Origin of the sequence: Chryseobacterium kimseyorum (assembly GCF_025971945.1) — a bacterium.
In the GTDB taxonomy this organism is placed as follows: domain Bacteria; phylum Bacteroidota; class Bacteroidia; order Flavobacteriales; family Weeksellaceae; genus Chryseobacterium; species Chryseobacterium kimseyorum.
In genome coordinates this window covers 229,467-247,502 of sequence record NZ_JAPDHW010000002.1, presented here as the reverse complement: position 1 = coordinate 247,502, position 18,036 = coordinate 229,467, and the positions used below count along the sequence as shown (strand labels likewise).

Here is an 18,036-nt window from a genome sequence, read left to right as displayed (position 1 = left end):
TTGAGGGTTTTTTTGTTATATCGCTAAAGATCTGTGGTTATTCACTGATTTATTCAACGTAAAATTCTTTCAGCATTTTTTCAAAATTGTGAGCACTTTCGTCATTTGCAAAACTATCAATTCTGGCAATTGGGTAGTAGAATGAATAATCAGAAAAATCTTTATTTCTGTATGCTTTTCTTGTTATTTCGAGAAAGTTTATAAAATCATTTTTATATTCCAACTGAAGAAAATCTTCTTTAAGATAGTACAAAATATTTTTGTGTTCTATAATAGGCATCAGATTATAATCCATACTGTTGTAATATAATATTCTTTCGAGCTCATTGTTTTTTGATTTTACATTAAAATAACTATTCGGCAAATGGGATTGGTAACTATGTCTGTACAAAACAACGAAGCTTGGTCTCGATGAATATATCGTGTCATTCCTCAAATTGATTCCGGTATTTTCCTCACTTATTTTTCCATATTTTTTTTCTAAAAAGAATAACTTTTTATCAATTTCTTCTGTCAGATTATAAACTTTTGTATTTGGGTCTTGCTTTAATTTTACAAAGAGATTTTGATCAGTTCTTGTAAGTGAATCCAAACTTTTTATCAGTTGTTGATTGACCGAATTTTTTATTTGTAATCGTTTTAGTTTCTCAAAAAACAGTGTACCCCTATATTCGTCAAATTTACGCTGATTGAAAAATCTTAAACTTGCTCCTTTTTCTAAAAACAATTTCCCCCAATAATTCACTTCTTCCCATCTTTTAGCTTTATTAGCACAAATCAGAGCGTTGTATATTTCTCTACTGAAAATATATTTCTCTTTTTTCAATTCTTCGTAATGGGATAAGGCCTTGGCATTTTCTTTATTGGTAATAGCTCTTTCAGCATTATTAACAACTTTGCTGTAAGAATTAGATCCTTGTGCATTGAAAATATTGATTGCTACAGTAAATAAAATAATAAAGGATAATGTGTTTTTCATTTGTGCTAATTATAATTCCCAAATCTAAATAATATTTCGGATTTATGATAATTATAAAAAAAAGCAAATATCGAAAATAAGGGTGGCTTTAACCATAACAAGTAACTGTGTAAAAGCTTCTGAACTCTAAGTCCAACTTTCAATCTAATGTAACGATTTATTAATCCTGTTGTTTCAATCAATTAACCTTGTCAAGATTAATTAGAATAGATGGTACCGTTTCATTCGTCAATTCGTGGCAATAATCATTTTGCTGTTTTTAAAAAAAATCTGTGAAATCAGTGTAATCTGTGTGAACTCAAAAAATATTATCTTTAAGATATTTAAATGTAAAAGAAATGAGCACACCCTCACAATTAGCCAAAAGATTCCGTGAAGTTGTATTGGATGGAAAATGGATTGCCAATACCAATTTTAAAGATCAACTTTCAGATGTAACCTGGCATCAGGCAAACACGAAAATTGCCGATCTTAACACCATTGCAATGCTCACATTTCACATCGACTATTATATTGCAGGTATTCTCAATGTTTTCGAAGGTGGAAATTTGGAAATCAAAGATCAGTTCAGCTATGATCTTCCACCAATTGAATCTCAGCAGCAATGGGAAGAACTTTTAAATAAATTAGGGAGCGATTCTGAAAAGTTCGCAAAATTATTAGAACAGATGCCTGATTCTAAAATGGATGAAGTTTTTGTTGATGAAAAATACGGAACACATTTAAGAAATATTGACGGAATGATTGAACATGCTTATTATCATTTGGGGCAAATTGCTTTGATTAAAAAAATGATTTTGTTTAAACACAAATAGCACTAATGATTTGTGTAATTAGTGAAGATTCATTCGTGAAATTAGTGGTTTAAAAATTCCCCACAGATCTCGCAGATTTTCACAGATTCCTATGCGCAATCATCTGTGAAAATCCGTGTAATCCGTGGGAAATAAAAATTTACTTACCTTTAAAAAAAATAAATCTTCAATGAAAAAATCGTTTGCAATACTCTTTGCTTTGATCATTTCGCAGTTTCAGGCGCAGCAGAACGCTTATTATCAGCAGGCTGCCCAATACAAAATGGATATTGATGTCAATGCAGAAAAATTTACCTACGAAGGAAATCAGACTTTAAATTATTCCAACAACTCACCGGACGAACTTAATGTCGTGTATTTCCATTTGTATTGGAATGCTTTTAAACCCAATTCAATGATGGACCAAAGAGTTGCCGGACAGGGAAAAAACGGGGATTCGAGATTGCAGAAAGATGGAATTTCAAGACTGGCATCGATCCCGAAGGATCAGGAAGGCGCACAAAATATTCACTGGATCAAACAAAACGGAAAGAATCTGAAGTTTGAAATTCAGGAAACCGTGATGAAGGTTTATTTAAATGAACCTCTAAAACCCAATTCCAAAACCACTTTTACCATGGAGTGGGATGCTGTAATTCCTCAGCAGATCAGACGCAGCGGAAGAAATAACCGTGAAGGTGTTGATATGACGATGTCTCAATGGTATCCGAAAATTGCCGAATACGATTACGATGGCTGGGCAACTTTCGATTATGTGGGAAGAGAATTTCATGCACCGTTTGCGGATTTTGATGTTACCATTAAAATCAACAAAGATTATGTAGTAGGAGCAGGCGGAACGCTTTTAAATCCTACAGAAGTGAAAGGTTACGACGCTTCAGCAAAAATTAAAGCAGATAAAAACAAAGCTACATGGAAATGGTCAGCCAAAAATATGCTCGACTTCGCATGGGCAGCAGACAAAGACTATTCGGTAGAAAGTTTTGATGTTCCGCAAGGCCCGAAAGTGTTTTTTGTATATCAGAAAAATGATAAAACTAAAGTCTGGGGCGAGGCAAAACCTTTAGTCACTAAATATTTCCAGATTATGAATTCCCGTTTCGGGAAATACGCTTATCCATCTTATGCATTCATTCAGGGCGGCGATGGCGGAATGGAATACGGAATGTGTACGATGATCTTAGGTGAAGCAAAAAACATCGAAGACCTGATGGGGCTGATGGTTCACGAAGGTTCTCACTCATGGTATCAGCAGATGCTGGCAACCAACGAGCCTCTGAGACCGTGGATGGACGAAGGTTTTACAAGTTATGCCGAAAGCATTGTAATGCATCAGCTTTTTCCTCCAAAAGACGAGAGACCGAATCCTTTCGTAGATAAGATCAATGCGTACAGAAGTATTGTACAAAGAGGAATTGAAGAACCTGCAGTTTGGTTGGGCGATCATCATGACAACGGTACAGCGTACAGTTTTGCAAGTTATGTGAAAGGCGAATTGTATCTGGTGCAGTTGGGCTATATCGTTGGTGAGCAGAATTTAGAAAAAATAATGAAAGAATATTTTGATCAATGGGCAATGAAACATCCTACAGACAGAGATTTCCTTCATATCGCACAGAAAGTTTCGGGTATGGATTTAAAATGGTTTCATCATTACTGGATCAACACGACCAAGACCATCGACTACGGAATTAAAGATGTGAAGTACGACGCAAAATCTACAACGGTCACTTTGCTGAACAACAGTCAGATTCCTATGCCTATCGACTTTAGCGTGATGACTGCAGATAAAAAGATTATCACCTATTACATCCCAATGAATATGACCCATACCTGGAAGGAGAAAGATGGCTACGGTGATTTTAAAACAGAAAAATACTGGCCGTGGACGCAGAAAGAATATACCCTTACGATTCCTTATACCAAATCTCAACTGTCATTGTTAGGCATAGATTTCAGCCAGAGAATGGCAGATGTAAATCCTGAAAACAATTTTGTTGAAGTGAAATAGTTTGGTTTAAATCAATACATAATCCCCGAAGAGTTTTTCTTTGGGGATTTTGTTTTGTATCAATGCAAACTGCATTTGGTTACAAACAGATGTGTTTGGGTCTTCTGTATGTTGCATTTTGTTTCCCGCAACTTGCGGGAGACTTCATGCAGTTGCATTTTGTTTAAAACAGGTTTGCGGGGGACTTCCTGTGGATGCATTTTGTTTCCCACAACTTGCGGGAGTCTTCATGCAGTTGCATTTTGTTTAAAACGGATGGATTTGGTTTTTACTAAATTTAAAAACCACTAAACTTTACTAAATTGGAGAATTACGGAACCATACTTAAATATCCTTCATCAGATAGTATAAGCTGATAGTGACAAGTTTCGGAAGAGTTGCCATTGCGGTCATTATCATAAGAATGAAACACTTTAACATTGAAAATAGAATCAGATATTTTTTTTGTTTCTACATTCTCACCACCATAACCGGAGTTGTAATTAGAATGAGCTGAAAACATTGAGGTTATTTTGTTGTCTACCTGATTGATGATATATAAAGATGAGTTCTGTCCAATATGAAGACCAAATACCAGGTACTGTTTAATATTGTTATTCTGAACAAATCCTAGAACGTAGAGTGGAATCTCTCCTTTACGGTCAGGAATTTGAAAAAACTCACTTTCCGGGACAAATACTATTTGATCCTTTTTAATTTTTTCAAAATTATCACCGCTATCAAGATAAGAAATGAACGATTGCTCATCTATTTCCTTAAGATTTGGGATGTCTTTTATCTGCTGTAGGGCGTCGTTACTTTTATAATTATAGTAAAATGAATAGTCATTGCAGTTTGACGTTGTTCGTGTTTTTTTGCTGACGCAGCTTAAGTTAATGAGTAAAAGAATAAGTATTGTGAAAGAATATTTCATTGTTTATCATTATCTGTTTGAAATATTAAAAAATATTATATCAAAAATGTGTTAGTAGCTTATAGAAGAGTTCTCTTCAAATTTCCCCAATTATTAATTGTTGAAATGAGTTGACAATCGTGAAATCACTTATTATCTTACCATGAGTTGTATTGTGCCTATCTCGTAATCTGTTTTGGCATTTTTTACTGTTAATGTTATGTTTTCAGATACTTTTGCATCAAGATGTCCGATGTAGAATGCTTCTCCTAAATAATTGTCGTCTTTATCAACGATGATCCAGTTTCGTCCTGCAGAAAGTTGAGTGGGTTCATCCCAAATAATTCTTCTGTAGTTTTCATCTTCTTTGTTTATTGAAAATAAAAAACCATAAAATTTTTGATATGTTGATTGAGTTGAGAAAAATTTTTCATGAAGGTTTTTTATTCTTTTTAAAGAATCCCCCTCAATTTTTAGCTCCAAGTTATTAGATATTAAAGTACCTTCTTTCTTAGATTCTGATAAAGAATTGTAAGAATAATCATGTTCTTGAATAAAGGTTCCCCTAAAAATGATTATGCTTATAATATAGTATAAAGCGGCTATAGAGAGGAATACAATTAGAATAGTTTTAAATCTCATAATAAATTCAATTGGTATTCACTAATACCCTCTCGCATAAGATTTGCCTTCCTCCAAATACTGCACCTTATCCCCATGTCCGGTTTTAAAAAGCGTCTTCACCGTAATTCTGTTCTTGTCTGCCGTCGCACTTGAGATATATACATTAAAGTGGAGGTGTGGCCCGCTGCTCCAGCCGGTATTTCCGCTGTAGGCGATAAATTGTCCTTTCGTTACGCTTTCTCCAAGTTTTACCTGAACACCATTTTGCTCTAAATGATAGTATTGTGCAATCGTTCCATCGGGATGCAATATCGAAACGTAATTCCCGAAAGGTGCACAGCTTCTTGTAGGGCAACTTCTGTTATTGCTCTGTACAATATCGATGACCTTGCCTTCTCGTGCTGCTAAAACTTCCGTGCCCTCGGGCATAATGAAGTCTAAAGAATTTTCATTTTGGTGAGAGAATGTTCCGTTGTATCCCTGATGAATCCACAATGCTTTCCCCTTTCCGAAAGGTAAATCGTAGACATATTGAGTGTCATAATTTTTGATGGTGATGTCGCCCATGTAGGATTGATAGCCTGGCATTTTTTTGATTCCCCAGCCTTTATTTTTATCGGTTACCACGAAATAAGTTACTTTCTGCTTCACCGTTTTAGCAGGAATAACCTGAATGGTTTTAAACAGTTCAGGCTTTTTTAAATTATTAATTTCCGGCTGACCGTTAAAAACTAATGATACGGGATAAATCTCCTGATTGTCGACATAAAATGTGATCGTGTCGCCTTTTCGCTCGTTGTACATTTTGATGTTTTTCTGAGCGAAGATGATCATAAAGTGACTGATAAATATGAGGGTGATAAGTTTTTTCATTGGTATCTGGTGCTTAATCAATTGTTTTTACAATGATAAACCATTTTGCCAAATATTAAAAGGCTCTTTTTATTAAAATTGTTAAATTTACCACCGAAAAGCTATTCAATGAATTCTATCGTAATCAATGTTGGAAACAGCAATATCAGATTTGGCCTTTTTGATGATGAAAACTGTGATATATCATGGGTGATCAATACAAAGCCGTACCGTACAGCCGATGAACTGCACGGTCAGATGCTGATTTTATATCAAACTTATAAAGTTGATCCTAAGAAAATAGAGAAAATCATTATTGGCTCTGTAGTTCCCCAGCTAACCAGGGAAATTACCTCTGCGATAAGAAAAATTCACGGAATTGTTCCGATTATGGTAAACCGCACTACACCTTCAGAAGTTATTGCCAAGTCTAAGCAAATGGGAACGGATATCTACGCCAACCTTGTGGCAGCACATAATATGTACCCCGACAGAAAGAAAATTGTGCTTGATTTCGGAACTGCGCTTACCGCAAGCTGTGTCGCTGAAAACGGTGAAACATTGGGCGTTATCATTGCTCCGGGAATCGTGACTTCATTAAATTCTTTGATTAGCCAAACAGCCCAGCTTCCCGAAATTGAATTGATAAAACCGAAATCTGTCTTAGGTTTAGATACCATCAGCTGTATGCAAAGCGGGATGGTCTATGGTTTCCTCGGAATGGTAGAGGGTTTTATTGACCGTATCAATGATGAGGTAAACGACGACTGTTTCGTTATCGCAACCGGCGGTGTTTCTCATGTTTATAAACCATTAACCGATAAAATACACATTGCAGACAGGCTTCATACTCTCAAAGGGCTTTATTTTTTAGGAAAAGATCTATAAAATTAAATGATGAAGCAATTTCCGGTTTTAGAAACAGAACGCCTTATTCTTTCTCAGTTAAAAGATGAAGATATTCCTTGCGTTGTAAGCTATCTGCAAGATAAAATATTTTCAGACCTTACAACCAATATTCCTTATCCTTATGGTAAAGAAGATGCTGAATTTTGGATTAAAATTTCAAAAGAAGCCTTTGAAAATAATCAAGGATATACTTTTGCAATTCGGAATAAAGATGAAAAAATCATGGGAGCGATTGGCATTCATGATGAAGGTTTTGATAAAGCAGAAATGGGATATTGGTTGGCAAAATCTTTTTGGAATAACGGTTATGTAACCGAAGCTGCAAAAGCTGTTATTCATTTCTGTTTTACAGAATTGAAATATAATAAAATTTTCGCCACACATCTTCCTCAGAATCCTGCGTCTGGTGTTGTAATGCAAAAAGCAGGTATGCAAAAAGAGGCTGTACTTAAACAGCATATAAAGAAAGACGGAGTATATTTGGATGTTTCTCTTTATTCCATTTTCAGGAATGGCTTCTAGCGTTTAGATTTAAAAAACTCTTTTACAATAGAAGAGCATTCATTCTCCATAATTCCGGTGACGATTTCTGTTTTGGGATGAAGGCTTAGATTTTTATTGATAAAGCCGCGCTGCTCATCTCTTGCACCAATCACCACTTTTGAAATCTGCGACCATGAAAGAGCTCCCGAACACATCACGCAAGGCTCTAAAGTGACGTATAAAGTACAGTTGATGAGGTATTTTCCTCCCAAATAATTGGCAGCAGAAGTGATGGCCTGCATTTCAGCGTGAGCGGTAACATCGTTTAAAGTTTCGGTAAGATTATGCGCTCTTGCAATCACCCGATTGTTAGAAACTACTACACATCCAATCGGAACCTCATCTTTTTCGAAGGCAATCTCGGCTTCCTGAAAAGCCATTTTCATAAAATATTCGTCGGTAAACATAAAAAATAAAAGCTTAGTGCAAAACTAAGCTTTTCAGTATATATCTTTTAAAATTTAGAATCGATATCCGATACCGCCCATAATTTTTCCGGTAACAGGCCCAATATCGTAATTGTCAAAATCACCGAATCTTCTTGCGATACCTCCGCTGGCTTCTATTACGAGACGGTCTTTAATGATCCATTTTCCACCAACACCGAATCCTACCCCTACAGTTGTTGTATTTTTTTTAGCATTGTTGATGTAATAATAACTGTTGGTGTAATCATCATACTGATAACTGTAGTACGCATCATTCTGCAAGGTTACCGGAACAAAACCTTCGAAGAAAAATCCTGAAGCATATTTTTTGCCCATATAATATCTGAAGTAGGGTGAAAACTGTTTGAAATCATCCACTTCATCGCTTAAAGTGACCATTGCATTAACCCCGATCCCCATATCTTTATTGATTAATCTTTCGTAAGAAACATTAATCATAGGAACTGCAATTAGTAAAATAGGATCAAGGATGATGTCATTTTTCCGTTCGGAGCCGCTTTCCTGGTTAGAATTAAGTTCCTGAGCACGAAGTGAAAAGATGGTTATAAAAACCGTTAAAATGGTAAAGAGTTTTTTCATGGAATTTTTTTCTCAAAAATAATATTAAAAATGAGATGGCCAAAAAAAAATTCAATCATTCAAGATTTAAAGTTAAAGGAAGCCTGAAACGGTATCTTACAGGATCGCCGTTGATCACCGCTGGAGAAAATTTTCTTGAAAGAGAATACAATGCGATCTCTGCCTGGCGGTTAAAAGTGAAATTATCTCCTTCTGCTCGTACATTGGTGATCTTACCGTTTTTTTCAACCACGAAAGCTACATTGGTTTTTACAGGGTTAGTGTCAGAAAATACGGCTTCGCTGTAAAAAAGATTGGCAACTTCCTGTCTCAAAGCATTAATGCCACCAGGATAATCTGCGTTTTTATCTGTGAAAGGAAAAATTTCGCTGTGATCGGCAGTGGGATTTGGTTTCTTTTCTAAATTAAGATTGCCCAGATCTTCGATATTTCTCACTTTTAGCAAAGCACCCACCAATGCCGTATTCTCAATGCTGTCCATCTTTTTCATGAAGAATAAGAAATCCTGTTTGATGGAAGTTTTAATGATATTATTTGTTTCTGCATCAAATTTTTTCTTGAACTCATTATTCAACATAGTCCGGTGCTGATTGTAATAATTTTTCACCTGCTTAAATTCTTCCGTCTGCTGAGAAAAGCAAAAGGTAGATATGAAAAACAAAAGAAAGAGAAAAAGTGATTTCAATCGTGGATATTTATGTAAATGTAATCAAAAAATGAATATCGAAGTCTATTCATCCTCAGAATAGTTGCCTAGAGATTCCTGTAAATGTTTTTTAATTTCTTCGACTAATTTTTTAGGTTCTAAAACTTTTACTTCTTTTCCGTAAGATAAAATCTCCTGCATAAAGTCGTAAGTAGGATGCAGGAAAAATTCAAAAACAATTTCTTCCGGAGTTTCTATAATCTCCTTCTGAGACTGATGAAGTGCGAAGCTCCGAATGTATTCTCCCTGATGTCTGCTGCATTTCAAGACAATTTTCTGAGGGTTTTGTTCGGTAAGATTCATCACTCCGAAAGCATTTTTAAAATGTTCTCTGAAGTTATACTTGTACTTTTCTCTGAACTTATTTTTATTAACATCCAGATAATTGATTCTGTCTAAACCAAATGACTTTAAAGCTTTGTCTTTGGTGTCTATTGCGATCAGGTACCATCGATCTTTAGATTCTTTCAGCGCCAAAGGATGAACTTTTCTTGAAGTCATCAGCTTATTTTTGTAATTGTAATGTTCAAAAGTCACCACCCGTTTATTACGAATGGCAAAGAAAATTTCATAAAAATGTTCAACACCCGTCGGTTTTCTGCTTTCAAAAAAAATAAAATCTGCAAAATCCGGATGATGATTAACAGCGTTACTTACCTGAAAAGATTCCAGTAATTTCTGATTGTATTCGTCAACTTCCAAAATCGGACGGCTCTCGATGTAGTAACGGTTGTCACCTTTCTTTTTATTGTGAATAGAAAGATTGAATAGATTGGAAATTTCACGGATATCCCGCTGCAAAGTACGGATGGAGTAGCTCTTAATATCTGCATCCTGAAATTCAAAAGAATTCAAAAGATAATCCTCAAGCTGAGAGTACGTTGCGGGAGCACTTTCTAATTTCTTAATAATCAGGGCGTATCGGGTGAGGTAAAAATCTTTTTTCATGGATGAATTTTATATGACAAATATAGTATGTTAGTGCGACAAGATGTGTCGTGTTTTAAAAATTTAAGACAAAAACCGCTCTGATGATGAGCGGTTTTTTATAATCAATAAAGCTTATATCTACTCATTATAAGTAAAAAACCTTATATTTTGTTTCTGATCAGTTTCTGAACAATTTGATTTAAAACTTCTCTGTTATCATCAATATAACTCAATCCGGCCTGTATCAGATTTTCAATATTCGATCTTCTCACGTTATCCATTGCTGGAGAAGCGTTTTTTAATGAAGGATTGATTCTGTAATAATTCTTCTGATTTCTCTGTCCTAAAGTCTGAAACATTTGACACAGCTGATAATCTACGGTTTCAGCATTTGCCGACATCAGAATATCAATAATCGGTGAAACCCAACCCAATTTTCCTGCCTTCTGAAGTTTTTTAAAAGAATAACTTTTAGATTCAATTCCGGTTCCTATAGAAACGATGATCATGTCATTTACTGTCGGATGATTGGCTTTCTGGTGATTTTTCAGCACTTCAGCAAAAGGGATTTTTCTAGCTTCTGCATAGGCGCACAATGCTGGGTTGTTGGCGTACATTCCACCGTCAATCAGACTGAAGATCTGTCCGTACATCGATTTAATCTGTACCGGGCTGAAATACGTGGGCGCGGCAGAAGTAGCCCGGCAAATATCTCTTACATAAAAGTTATCCGTACTCAAACCTGCATTCCAGGAGTTAAACAATTTTGCTCTGCGGTTCTCGATGTCATAGCTGGTAATTAAACACGGTTTTAGAAATTCTTTTAATTCTAAATTTCCGAAAAAGTCGATAAGATTTTTTTCTAAAACACTCTGAGATATTTTTTCGTTAAATAAACCGTACGGATTGATCAGTCTTTCCCAAAATGATACCTGAAAGATGCTTTCTCCCTTTTCTGCGTAGAGTTCTAAACCTTTCTGTATTGAGTGTTTTGCTTTTCTGTTTTCGTCAGGACACAAAATGATCGATGCGATCAAAGCGCCAGTGCTGCTGCCTGCAACCAGATCAAAATAGTCTCCCAATTTTGCGTTGGGATGGTCATGATGCTGTAGTTGCTCCTCTATGTAACGTAAAATAATACAGGTAATAATTCCTCTTATTCCGCCGCCGTCTAAAGAAAGTAAGGTTACTTTTTTCATTGCTTTTTTGGTGATTTTCATTAAAGCAAATGTAGGCTTGGGAAGCGACAGAAGTTGTCGTATTATAATTCGGATTCAAATATATTTTTTTATGTTAAGTATTTTATACGCTATTTTGAAATCCTGTTTTTCAGGTTTTAAGTCAATGTTTTTACTGATCGATAGGGTAAATACTTACCAATTTTTTTCTGTTAAAAATCAAATTAAAATGATTTATAATTGAAGTATTTTGTACTTGTTTGATAAGTTTACGCCTCTATATATTTTAAAACAGTAACAATTTAAAATTCCTTATTTCCCTTTGCAACAAATACGTATTCTGGAAAAATAACGGATATTCCGTTTAATTTTTAGTCTTACTAAAATTATTTAAACATCTTATTTTCCAGATTTTTAATATCCTTCCTCAATTCCAAAAATAAATCTTTCACATTATAATTCTGAGGATGATCTGCTTCAAATTCTTCAGGGAAAATACCGGATGCATACTGCCAGACTTCAACAATATTTTTCAGATCAATATCATACGGATAATAAAATTCATTGTCGGCACTTACGGTAATTAAATTTTCTTTTTTAGCTTTAAATCTTTTATAGGTAATTCCATCATCCAGCGTAATGAAAATGTAGCTTTTGTTTGGTTTTAAATCCTCAATATTTTCAATGTACTTTCCAATAATGTAGGAACCATCTCTGAACGGTGGCATAGAATCTCCCTGCGCCGGAAACGCCCGGTATTTTCCGTTGGTAAGAAACGGTAATGAAATCCGCTGTAAATTTTCGATATATTCAGGATCGCTGTAGCCGGACAAATAACCCATTGATGCTTTCTGTGGAATAATTTCAATGCTGTTGTTTCCTGACTGATCGACGATGATGGGCAGCACAATTCTGTTGTCCGGAAGTTGCAGAATTTCGTCTAACGGATATTTTTTAATATCAACAGTAAGAAGAAGATCAATACTGATATGAAAGTGTTTAGATATATTAATCAATACATCATATGAGGGCTCAGAGCGACCATTTTCATATTTTGAATACCGATCACGACTGAGATTAAGCTTATCGGCAAAACCTTGTTGGGATAAATCTTTCTTAGCCCTTAAAAACCTGATGTTATCTGAAAAAATTGACATTGGGACAAATTGTATCCACAAATATAATAATTTTGGGACAAATAGTATCTAATTTTGTAAAATGAAACGTGCAATTGTTCATATGGATATGGATACTTTTTTTGTGTCTTGTGAAAGACTACAAAATAGAGAACTCAAAGGAATTCCTCTTATCATCGGTGGAGGAGACCGTGGGGTTGTGGCGTCATGTTCCTATGAAGCACGGAAATTTGGAGTCCGTTCAGCAATGCCGATGAGGATGGCGTTAAGGCTTTGCCCTGATGCAAAAGTAGTTAAGGGAGATTATGAACTGTATTCCAGATTATCACATCTGGTCACCGAAGTTATTCAGGAAAGAGTTCCTGTAGTGGAAAAAGCAAGTATCGATGAGTTTTATCTTGACCTCTCCGGGATGGATAAGTTTTTCGGCTGTTATCAGTGGACCAAAGAAATTTCTGCCGCCGTGACCAAAGAAACCGGTTTGCCGATAAGTTTTGCATTGTCCACCAACAAAACCGTTTCAAAGATCGGAACCGGAGAATCCAAGCCTGTCGGGAAGTTAGAAATCAAAGAATCAGAAATTAAACCTTTCCTGAATCCGCTGTCGGTAAAGAAGATTCCGATGGTGGGCGACAAAACGTTTCAGCTTTTATCGAGAATCGGCATTAGAACCATTCAGACTCTGTCGGAAGTTCCTGTTTTGGTTTTACAGCAAATGATCGGCGTCAACGGAAAAGAATTGTGGAAAAAAGCCAACGGAATTGATGAAAATCCTGTTGTTCCCTATTCCGAAAGAAAATCGATTTCCACAGAAAGAACATTCAGCACCGATACTATGGATCTGCTGGAACTGAAAAGACTGATTTCAGGCATGGCAGAAAAATTAGCCTATCAGTTAAGACAGGAAAAATGGCTGACTTCTACCATTGTTATTAAGATCCGCTATGCCAATTTCGATACCGAAACCAAACAGCATAGAGTAGCTTACACTTCTGCTGATCACACGTTGTCGAGAATTGCGCTGGAACTTTTTAATAAAGTCTATACAAGAAGAATGCGCCTCAGACTCGTGGGTTTGCGCTTTACAGATCTTGTACACGGAAATCATCAGATGAATCTGTTTGAAGATACCGAAGAGCAAATGAACCTTTACCAAACCATGGATTATCTTAAAAACCGCTTCGGGGCAGATGCTGTCGGCAGAGCTTCAGGATTTGACTTCGGAAAATAATTTTAAAAATTTTTATACAATGTTTCTCAATTGCCATTCTTTTCACAGTCTTCGCTACGGTACTTTATCGGTCACAGAACTGGTGAGGCAGGCTGAGGAACTGGGAATTAAAGAATTGGTTTTAACGGATATCAATACGATAACTGCTATTTATGAATTTAAAAAAGAATGTGAAAATGTTGGGATAAAACCCATTGCCGGAATTGAGGTAAGGAAAGAGAATAAACTTTTGTATATCGCCATTGCCAAAGAATTCAGCGGCATTGGTGAAGTCAATAAAATACTGACTGCTCACAATTGCTATGGCGTTGAACTTTCTGAAATGGCTCCCGAATTCAAGCAGGTTTTTGTCATTTATCCTTTAAGCAATATTCCGGAAAATTTAAAAGAAAATGAATTTATAGGCATCAGAGAAGAAGAATTGAATTTATTGATTCGCCCTGAATTTAAAGATAAAAGTCATAAAATGGTGGTGTTGCATCCGGTAACATTTAGCACCAAAAAAGAGTACAATCTGCACAGAATTTTAAGAGCCATCGATAACAACACGATTCTTTCAAAACTTAGTGAAGATGATGTCTGCCGAAAGTCTGAGTATTTTACTTCTGAATTAAATTTAATAAAATCATTCGTACACTATCCTGAAATCATCAATAACACCACAGAAATTCTTGCGAAATGTGGTTTTGATTTTACCTATAAAGAACGCGGAAGTACAGAAAATAAGAATAAGAAATACTATTTAGAATCCCGGGAAGAAGATATAGCGCTTTTAAATACGCTCGCCTATGAAGGATTAGAAAAACGATATGGCTTAGAAAATGAGGTTGCCAGAAAAAGGGTTGAAAAAGAACTGAAAGTTATCGGTGATCTCAATTTCTCGGCCTATTTTCTGATCACCTGGGATATTGTGCAGCACAGCAACAAAATGGGCTTTATGCACGTTGGGAGAGGAAGCGGCGCCAACTCTATTGTAAGTTATTGCCTCGGGATTACAGATATTTGTCCGCTCGAGTTGGATTTATATTTTGAACGTTTTTTAAATCTTAACCGTACCGCACCTCCCGATTTCGACCTCGACTGGAGTTGGCAGGATCGTGATGCAATGCTCGAATATATTTTTACAAAGTATGATAAAGAACACGTGGCTTTCTGCGGAACCAATGTAGAGTTTAAATACAAATCAATTTTTCGCGAGGTTGGAAAAGCTTTTGGCCTACCGAAAGAAGAACTGGATATTCTCGCCACAAAATCAGTAAACGAGCATCATTCGGATAAAATTGTAAAACAGGTATATGAATACGGAAAGTTACTGGAAAAATATCCCAATCAGCGAAGTATGCACGCCTGTGGAATTTTGATTTCTGAGGAGCCCATTACTAATTACACCGCTCTCGAGATGCCGCCAAAAGGATTTCCAATCGTTCAGTTTGATATGTATGTGGCGGAAGATATTGGTCTGGAAAAATTTGATATTCTTTCCCAAAGAGGCCTCGGAACTATTAATGACACGGTAAAGCTTATCAAAGAAACACAAGGGATTGATGTTGATATTCGGGATACGACACTTTCAAAAAACGAATCGGTTTGCAACGAATATTTGTCAGTCGGGAAAACGATTGGCTGTTTTTACATAGAATCTCCCGCCATGCGCGGACTTTTGCGGAGATTAAAATGCGAAGATTATATTACACTGGTTGCGGCTTCATCTATTATCCGTCCTGGTGTTGCACAAAGCGGAATGATGCGGGAGTATATTTTCCGGCACAATCATCCCGACGAGTTTGAATATTTCCATCCTATTTTTGAAGAACACCTCAAAGATACGTATGGCATTATGGTGTATCAGGAGGATGTTCTCAAAATCGCACAGTATTTTGGTGGATTAAGCTTAGGCGATGGCGATATTCTGCGAAGAGCGATGAGTGGAAAAGGAAGATCTCTGTCTGCACTTCAGAAAGTGAAAACGCATTTCTTTAAATCATGCATCGCAAAAGGGCATTCTATTGAGCTTACGACCGAAGCTTACCGGCAAATTGAATCTTTCGCAGGATATTCTTTCTGTAAAGCGCACTCGGCTTCTTATGCCGTGGAAAGTTATCAGAGTTTATATTTAAAAGTGTATTACCCTTTAGAATTCATGGTTTCGGTGATTAACAATCAGGGCGGATTTTACCGTACCGAAGTTTATATTCACGAAGCGAGAATGTCGGGAGCGATCGTGCAGAATCCCTGTGTGAATACAAGCGAATTTCAGACGGTTTTAAAAGGAAAAGAAATTTATCTGGGCTTTATGGTTTTGCAGTCACTCGAAACTAAAGTTGCTCAAATGATTTCTGAAGAGCGTGATAACAACGGCTGTTACAAATCTTTGGAAGACTTTATCAAACGCATTCCGATTGGTATTGAAACCATTCAGATCCTTATTTTTATTGGTGCTTTCAGATTTACCGGAAAGCAGAAAAATGAACTGTTGATCGAGGCGAGATTGCTGCTGATCAATTTCAAACCTGAAAATCGAAATTTAATGCTCATCGAAGAACCTGTGCAGGATTATAAACTTCCGGAACTTAAAAGGGAACGCTTTGAAGATGCCTTTGATGAACTGGAAATTATAGGATTTCCCGTTTCCTGCAGTCCGTTTGATTTGCTGGAAACAAAATACCGCGGAGCTGTTTTCGTAAAAGATCTGTTGAAATTTCACAAACGACAGGTTAAAATGCTTGCTTATTTGATTTCGAGAAAACACGTCCCCACCAAAAAAGGATCCATGTTTTTCGGAACGTGGATCGATGTGAACGGAGATTATTTCGATACCGCCCATTTTCCAGATAGTCTGAAACAATACGATTTTCAGGGTGGCGGATGTTATCTTTTGCTCGGAACAGTGGAAGTCGATTATCATTTTCCGACCATCACCATTCACAAGATGGCAAAAATGCCAATGATTCCAGATCCGCGATATGCTTATGACGAACAGAAAAAATATGATGCGCACCGGTTGGTTCGTGAAGACGTCAGCATGACCTCAAGAAAACCTTATCCGCAGGCGCATGAAATCAATTTGCCGAGACAGAAATTCAATTAATGTTTATAGCTTATCTAAAAGTTATTTTAACCACAAAAGTCACAAAAGTTAATGCTGAAATTAAAGTTAATATAGGTTGAAGAGAAGTTAAAATAAGCTTTGGATTTCAATTTTATGAATTTTTTCTTCAAAAAAATCAACTTAAAGAATCCTTTGGATTTTTTTGACTTTGTCGAAAAAGCATTCATCAACTTTGAGGAAATTATTGATTTGCTGTGACGGATTTGTTGTTTAAATAAATGTCCGTTTCATCATAATAAAAAGTCAACAGTTTGTTTGTCATTCCGTAGGAATCTCAACAAACTGAAAATAAAACAGCTTAAATTCCTCCGGAATGACAATCATACTGGTGAAAACTATGTTATTACTGATTAGCGATATCCGATAATATTTAAAAAAGGGTTTCAGGTTAAAAAATATTTTCAAGCCGGTCAGCTTCCGGCTCCATTACTTTTTCTCATACTTCCAGTTTCTCCCTTTTCCTTCTGCGATCCATTCCAAAGCCTGTTCAATTCTTTTAATTCTTGTTGTTTCTGTTTTAGCATCAACAATCCAATTGACATATTCTTTTCTGAATGAGGGTGATGCTTTTCCGAAAACTTCAAGAGCTTTTTTGTTTTGGCTTAAAGCATTTTGAAAATATTTAGGAACTTCAATTTCGGTTTTTGAAGGTGCGGATTTTTTCAATTTAACGCCCATGTCGGTCAGTTCCATAGCTTCGAGAATAATTTTCTTGAGCTGAGGCCGCTTAGGAAGTTCTTCCATTTTGGTAATCTTGCCAAGGCTGAACATGTTGGTTTGTTCGGCATCAGTTTCAAGATTTTTTATCGTCTGCATTTCACCGTGCAGCCAAAATCCCATGCTGCAATATTGTTTAAATGAAACCATTGAGCAAAGAATTTTCCCTTTGTACATAAATGTCGGGAACTTCCACTTGATGGCTTCTTCAATTTCCGGAGAACATTCGTGTACGACTTCTCTGATGAGGTTTAAAATCGGTCTTGCAAAATCAGGTGCTTTTTCAATATACTCATCAACTTTCGGATTGTATTTTTCCATGATTTTAATTTTAATAAAGTTGAAATAGTAAGGACTTTTAGTTTTCGGTATCAGA

Annotated in this window: 17 protein-coding genes; 6 read left to right on the top strand and 11 right to left on the bottom strand. The window is 36.1% G+C overall.

What is annotated here, in order from left to right:
• Positions 1-49: 49 nt before the first annotated feature.
• Positions 50-979, bottom strand: coding sequence for a hypothetical protein (locus OMO38_RS03740; RefSeq protein WP_264748880.1), 930 nt, complete (start codon positions 977-979; stop codon positions 50-52).
• A 338-nt stretch (positions 980-1,317) separates the two neighbouring features.
• Here OMO38_RS03740 and OMO38_RS03735 point away from each other — a divergent pair, with 338 nt between their 5' ends.
• Together OMO38_RS03735 and OMO38_RS03730 are read left to right on the top strand one after the other, a co-directional pair.
• Complete coding sequence (locus OMO38_RS03735; RefSeq protein WP_264748879.1) at positions 1,318-1,794, top strand: DinB family protein; 477 nt, start codon at positions 1,318-1,320, stop codon at positions 1,792-1,794.
• A gap of 169 nt (positions 1,795-1,963) precedes the next feature.
• A complete protein-coding gene (locus OMO38_RS03730; RefSeq protein WP_264748878.1) occupies positions 1,964-3,805 on the top strand; it encodes a M1 family metallopeptidase in 1,842 nt (613 codons plus the stop codon).
• 310 nt (positions 3,806-4,115) lie between these two features.
• Here OMO38_RS03730 and OMO38_RS03725 read toward each other — a convergent pair whose 3' ends face one another.
• The 3 genes from OMO38_RS03725 to OMO38_RS03715 form a co-directional block, all read right to left on the bottom strand.
• Complete coding sequence (locus OMO38_RS03725; protein ID WP_264748877.1) at positions 4,116-4,718, bottom strand: hypothetical protein; 603 nt, start codon at positions 4,716-4,718, stop codon at positions 4,116-4,118.
• A gap of 132 nt (positions 4,719-4,850) precedes the next feature.
• A complete protein-coding gene (locus OMO38_RS03720) occupies positions 4,851-5,339 on the bottom strand; it encodes a hypothetical protein (RefSeq protein WP_264748876.1) in 489 nt (162 codons plus the stop codon).
• 21 nt (positions 5,340-5,360) lie between these two features.
• Positions 5,361-6,194: a M23 family metallopeptidase gene (locus OMO38_RS03715; protein WP_264748875.1), complete on the bottom strand. Its 834-nt coding sequence runs from the start codon at positions 6,192-6,194 to the stop codon at positions 5,361-5,363.
• Between the two features lie 108 nt (positions 6,195-6,302).
• Here OMO38_RS03715 and OMO38_RS03710 point away from each other — a divergent pair, with 108 nt between their 5' ends.
• Together OMO38_RS03710 and OMO38_RS03705 are read left to right on the top strand one after the other, a co-directional pair.
• Positions 6,303-7,061, top strand: coding sequence for a type III pantothenate kinase (locus OMO38_RS03710; protein ID WP_264748874.1), 759 nt, complete (start codon positions 6,303-6,305; stop codon positions 7,059-7,061).
• 6 nt (positions 7,062-7,067) lie between these two features.
• Complete coding sequence (locus OMO38_RS03705) at positions 7,068-7,604, top strand: GNAT family N-acetyltransferase (RefSeq protein ID WP_264748873.1); 537 nt, start codon at positions 7,068-7,070, stop codon at positions 7,602-7,604.
• On the opposite strand, the gene OMO38_RS03700 is transcribed toward OMO38_RS03705, so the two are convergent.
• The 6 genes from OMO38_RS03700 to OMO38_RS03675 form a co-directional block, all read right to left on the bottom strand.
• Entirely contained in the window at positions 7,601-8,032 is a 432-nt protein-coding gene (locus tag OMO38_RS03700) for a nucleoside deaminase (protein WP_264748872.1), read from the bottom strand. The two genes, OMO38_RS03705 and OMO38_RS03700, sit on opposite strands and share 4 nt — an antisense overlap.
• A 54-nt stretch (positions 8,033-8,086) precedes the next feature.
• Complete coding sequence (locus OMO38_RS03695) at positions 8,087-8,653, bottom strand: DUF3575 domain-containing protein (RefSeq protein WP_264748871.1); 567 nt, start codon at positions 8,651-8,653, stop codon at positions 8,087-8,089.
• A gap of 55 nt (positions 8,654-8,708) precedes the next feature.
• Positions 8,709-9,338, bottom strand: a complete 630-nt coding sequence (locus OMO38_RS03690; protein WP_264748870.1) for an energy transducer TonB — start codon at positions 9,336-9,338, stop codon at positions 8,709-8,711.
• Positions 9,339-9,383: 45 nt separating this feature from the next.
• On the bottom strand, positions 9,384-10,307 hold the full coding sequence (locus OMO38_RS03685) for a helix-turn-helix transcriptional regulator (protein ID WP_264748869.1): 924 nt from the start codon (positions 10,305-10,307) through the stop codon (positions 9,384-9,386).
• A 143-nt stretch (positions 10,308-10,450) separates the two neighbouring features.
• Positions 10,451-11,509 (bottom strand): patatin-like phospholipase family protein, encoded by a 1,059-nt coding sequence (locus OMO38_RS03680; RefSeq protein ID WP_264748868.1) that lies wholly within the window; start codon positions 11,507-11,509, stop codon positions 10,451-10,453.
• 344 nt (positions 11,510-11,853) lie between these two features.
• Positions 11,854-12,624: an XRE family transcriptional regulator gene (locus tag OMO38_RS03675; RefSeq protein WP_264748867.1), complete on the bottom strand. Its 771-nt coding sequence runs from the start codon at positions 12,622-12,624 to the stop codon at positions 11,854-11,856.
• Between the two features lie 61 nt (positions 12,625-12,685).
• Here OMO38_RS03675 and dinB point away from each other — a divergent pair, with 61 nt between their 5' ends.
• Entirely contained in the window at positions 12,686-13,834 is a 1,149-nt protein-coding gene (gene dinB / locus OMO38_RS03670) for a DNA polymerase IV (protein ID WP_264748866.1), read from the top strand.
• Between the two features lie 19 nt (positions 13,835-13,853).
• Complete coding sequence (locus tag OMO38_RS03665) at positions 13,854-16,922, top strand: DNA polymerase III subunit alpha (protein WP_264748865.1); 3,069 nt, start codon at positions 13,854-13,856, stop codon at positions 16,920-16,922.
• 447 nt (positions 16,923-17,369) lie between these two features.
• Here OMO38_RS03665 and OMO38_RS03660 read toward each other — a convergent pair whose 3' ends face one another.
• The gene (locus OMO38_RS03660) at positions 17,370-17,981 is read right to left on the bottom strand and encodes a YdeI/OmpD-associated family protein (RefSeq protein ID WP_264748864.1); all 612 of its coding nucleotides are present in this window, start codon (positions 17,979-17,981) and stop codon (positions 17,370-17,372) included.
• Positions 17,982-18,036: the final 55 nt, after the last annotated feature.

Coding starts and splice junctions, on each gene's coding strand:
- OMO38_RS03735 (WP_264748879.1), top strand. CDS start 1,318: ATGAGCACACCCTCACAATTAGCCAAAAGATTCCGTGAAGTTGTATTG.
- OMO38_RS03665 (WP_264748865.1), top strand. CDS start 13,854: ATGTTTCTCAATTGCCATTCTTTTCACAGTCTTCGCTACGGTACTTTA.
- OMO38_RS03695 (WP_264748871.1), bottom strand. CDS start 8,653: ATGAAAAAACTCTTTACCATTTTAACGGTTTTTATAACCATCTTTTCA.
- OMO38_RS03685 (WP_264748869.1), bottom strand. CDS start 10,307: ATGAAAAAAGATTTTTACCTCACCCGATACGCCCTGATTATTAAGAAA.
- OMO38_RS03730 (WP_264748878.1), top strand. CDS start 1,964: ATGAAAAAATCGTTTGCAATACTCTTTGCTTTGATCATTTCGCAGTTT.
- OMO38_RS03725 (WP_264748877.1), bottom strand. CDS start 4,718: ATGAAATATTCTTTCACAATACTTATTCTTTTACTCATTAACTTAAGC.
- OMO38_RS03705 (WP_264748873.1), top strand. CDS start 7,068: ATGATGAAGCAATTTCCGGTTTTAGAAACAGAACGCCTTATTCTTTCT.
- OMO38_RS03700 (WP_264748872.1), bottom strand. CDS start 8,032: ATGTTTACCGACGAATATTTTATGAAAATGGCTTTTCAGGAAGCCGAG.
- OMO38_RS03680 (WP_264748868.1), bottom strand. CDS start 11,509: ATGAAAATCACCAAAAAAGCAATGAAAAAAGTAACCTTACTTTCTTTA.
- OMO38_RS03675 (WP_264748867.1), bottom strand. CDS start 12,624: ATGTCAATTTTTTCAGATAACATCAGGTTTTTAAGGGCTAAGAAAGAT.
- OMO38_RS03715 (WP_264748875.1), bottom strand. CDS start 6,194: ATGAAAAAACTTATCACCCTCATATTTATCAGTCACTTTATGATCATC.
- OMO38_RS03740 (WP_264748880.1), bottom strand. CDS start 979: ATGAAAAACACATTATCCTTTATTATTTTATTTACTGTAGCAATCAAT.
- OMO38_RS03710 (WP_264748874.1), top strand. CDS start 6,303: ATGAATTCTATCGTAATCAATGTTGGAAACAGCAATATCAGATTTGGC.
- OMO38_RS03660 (WP_264748864.1), bottom strand. CDS start 17,981: ATGGAAAAATACAATCCGAAAGTTGATGAGTATATTGAAAAAGCACCT.
- dinB (WP_264748866.1), top strand. CDS start 12,686: ATGAAACGTGCAATTGTTCATATGGATATGGATACTTTTTTTGTGTCT.
- OMO38_RS03720 (WP_264748876.1), bottom strand. CDS start 5,339: ATGAGATTTAAAACTATTCTAATTGTATTCCTCTCTATAGCCGCTTTA.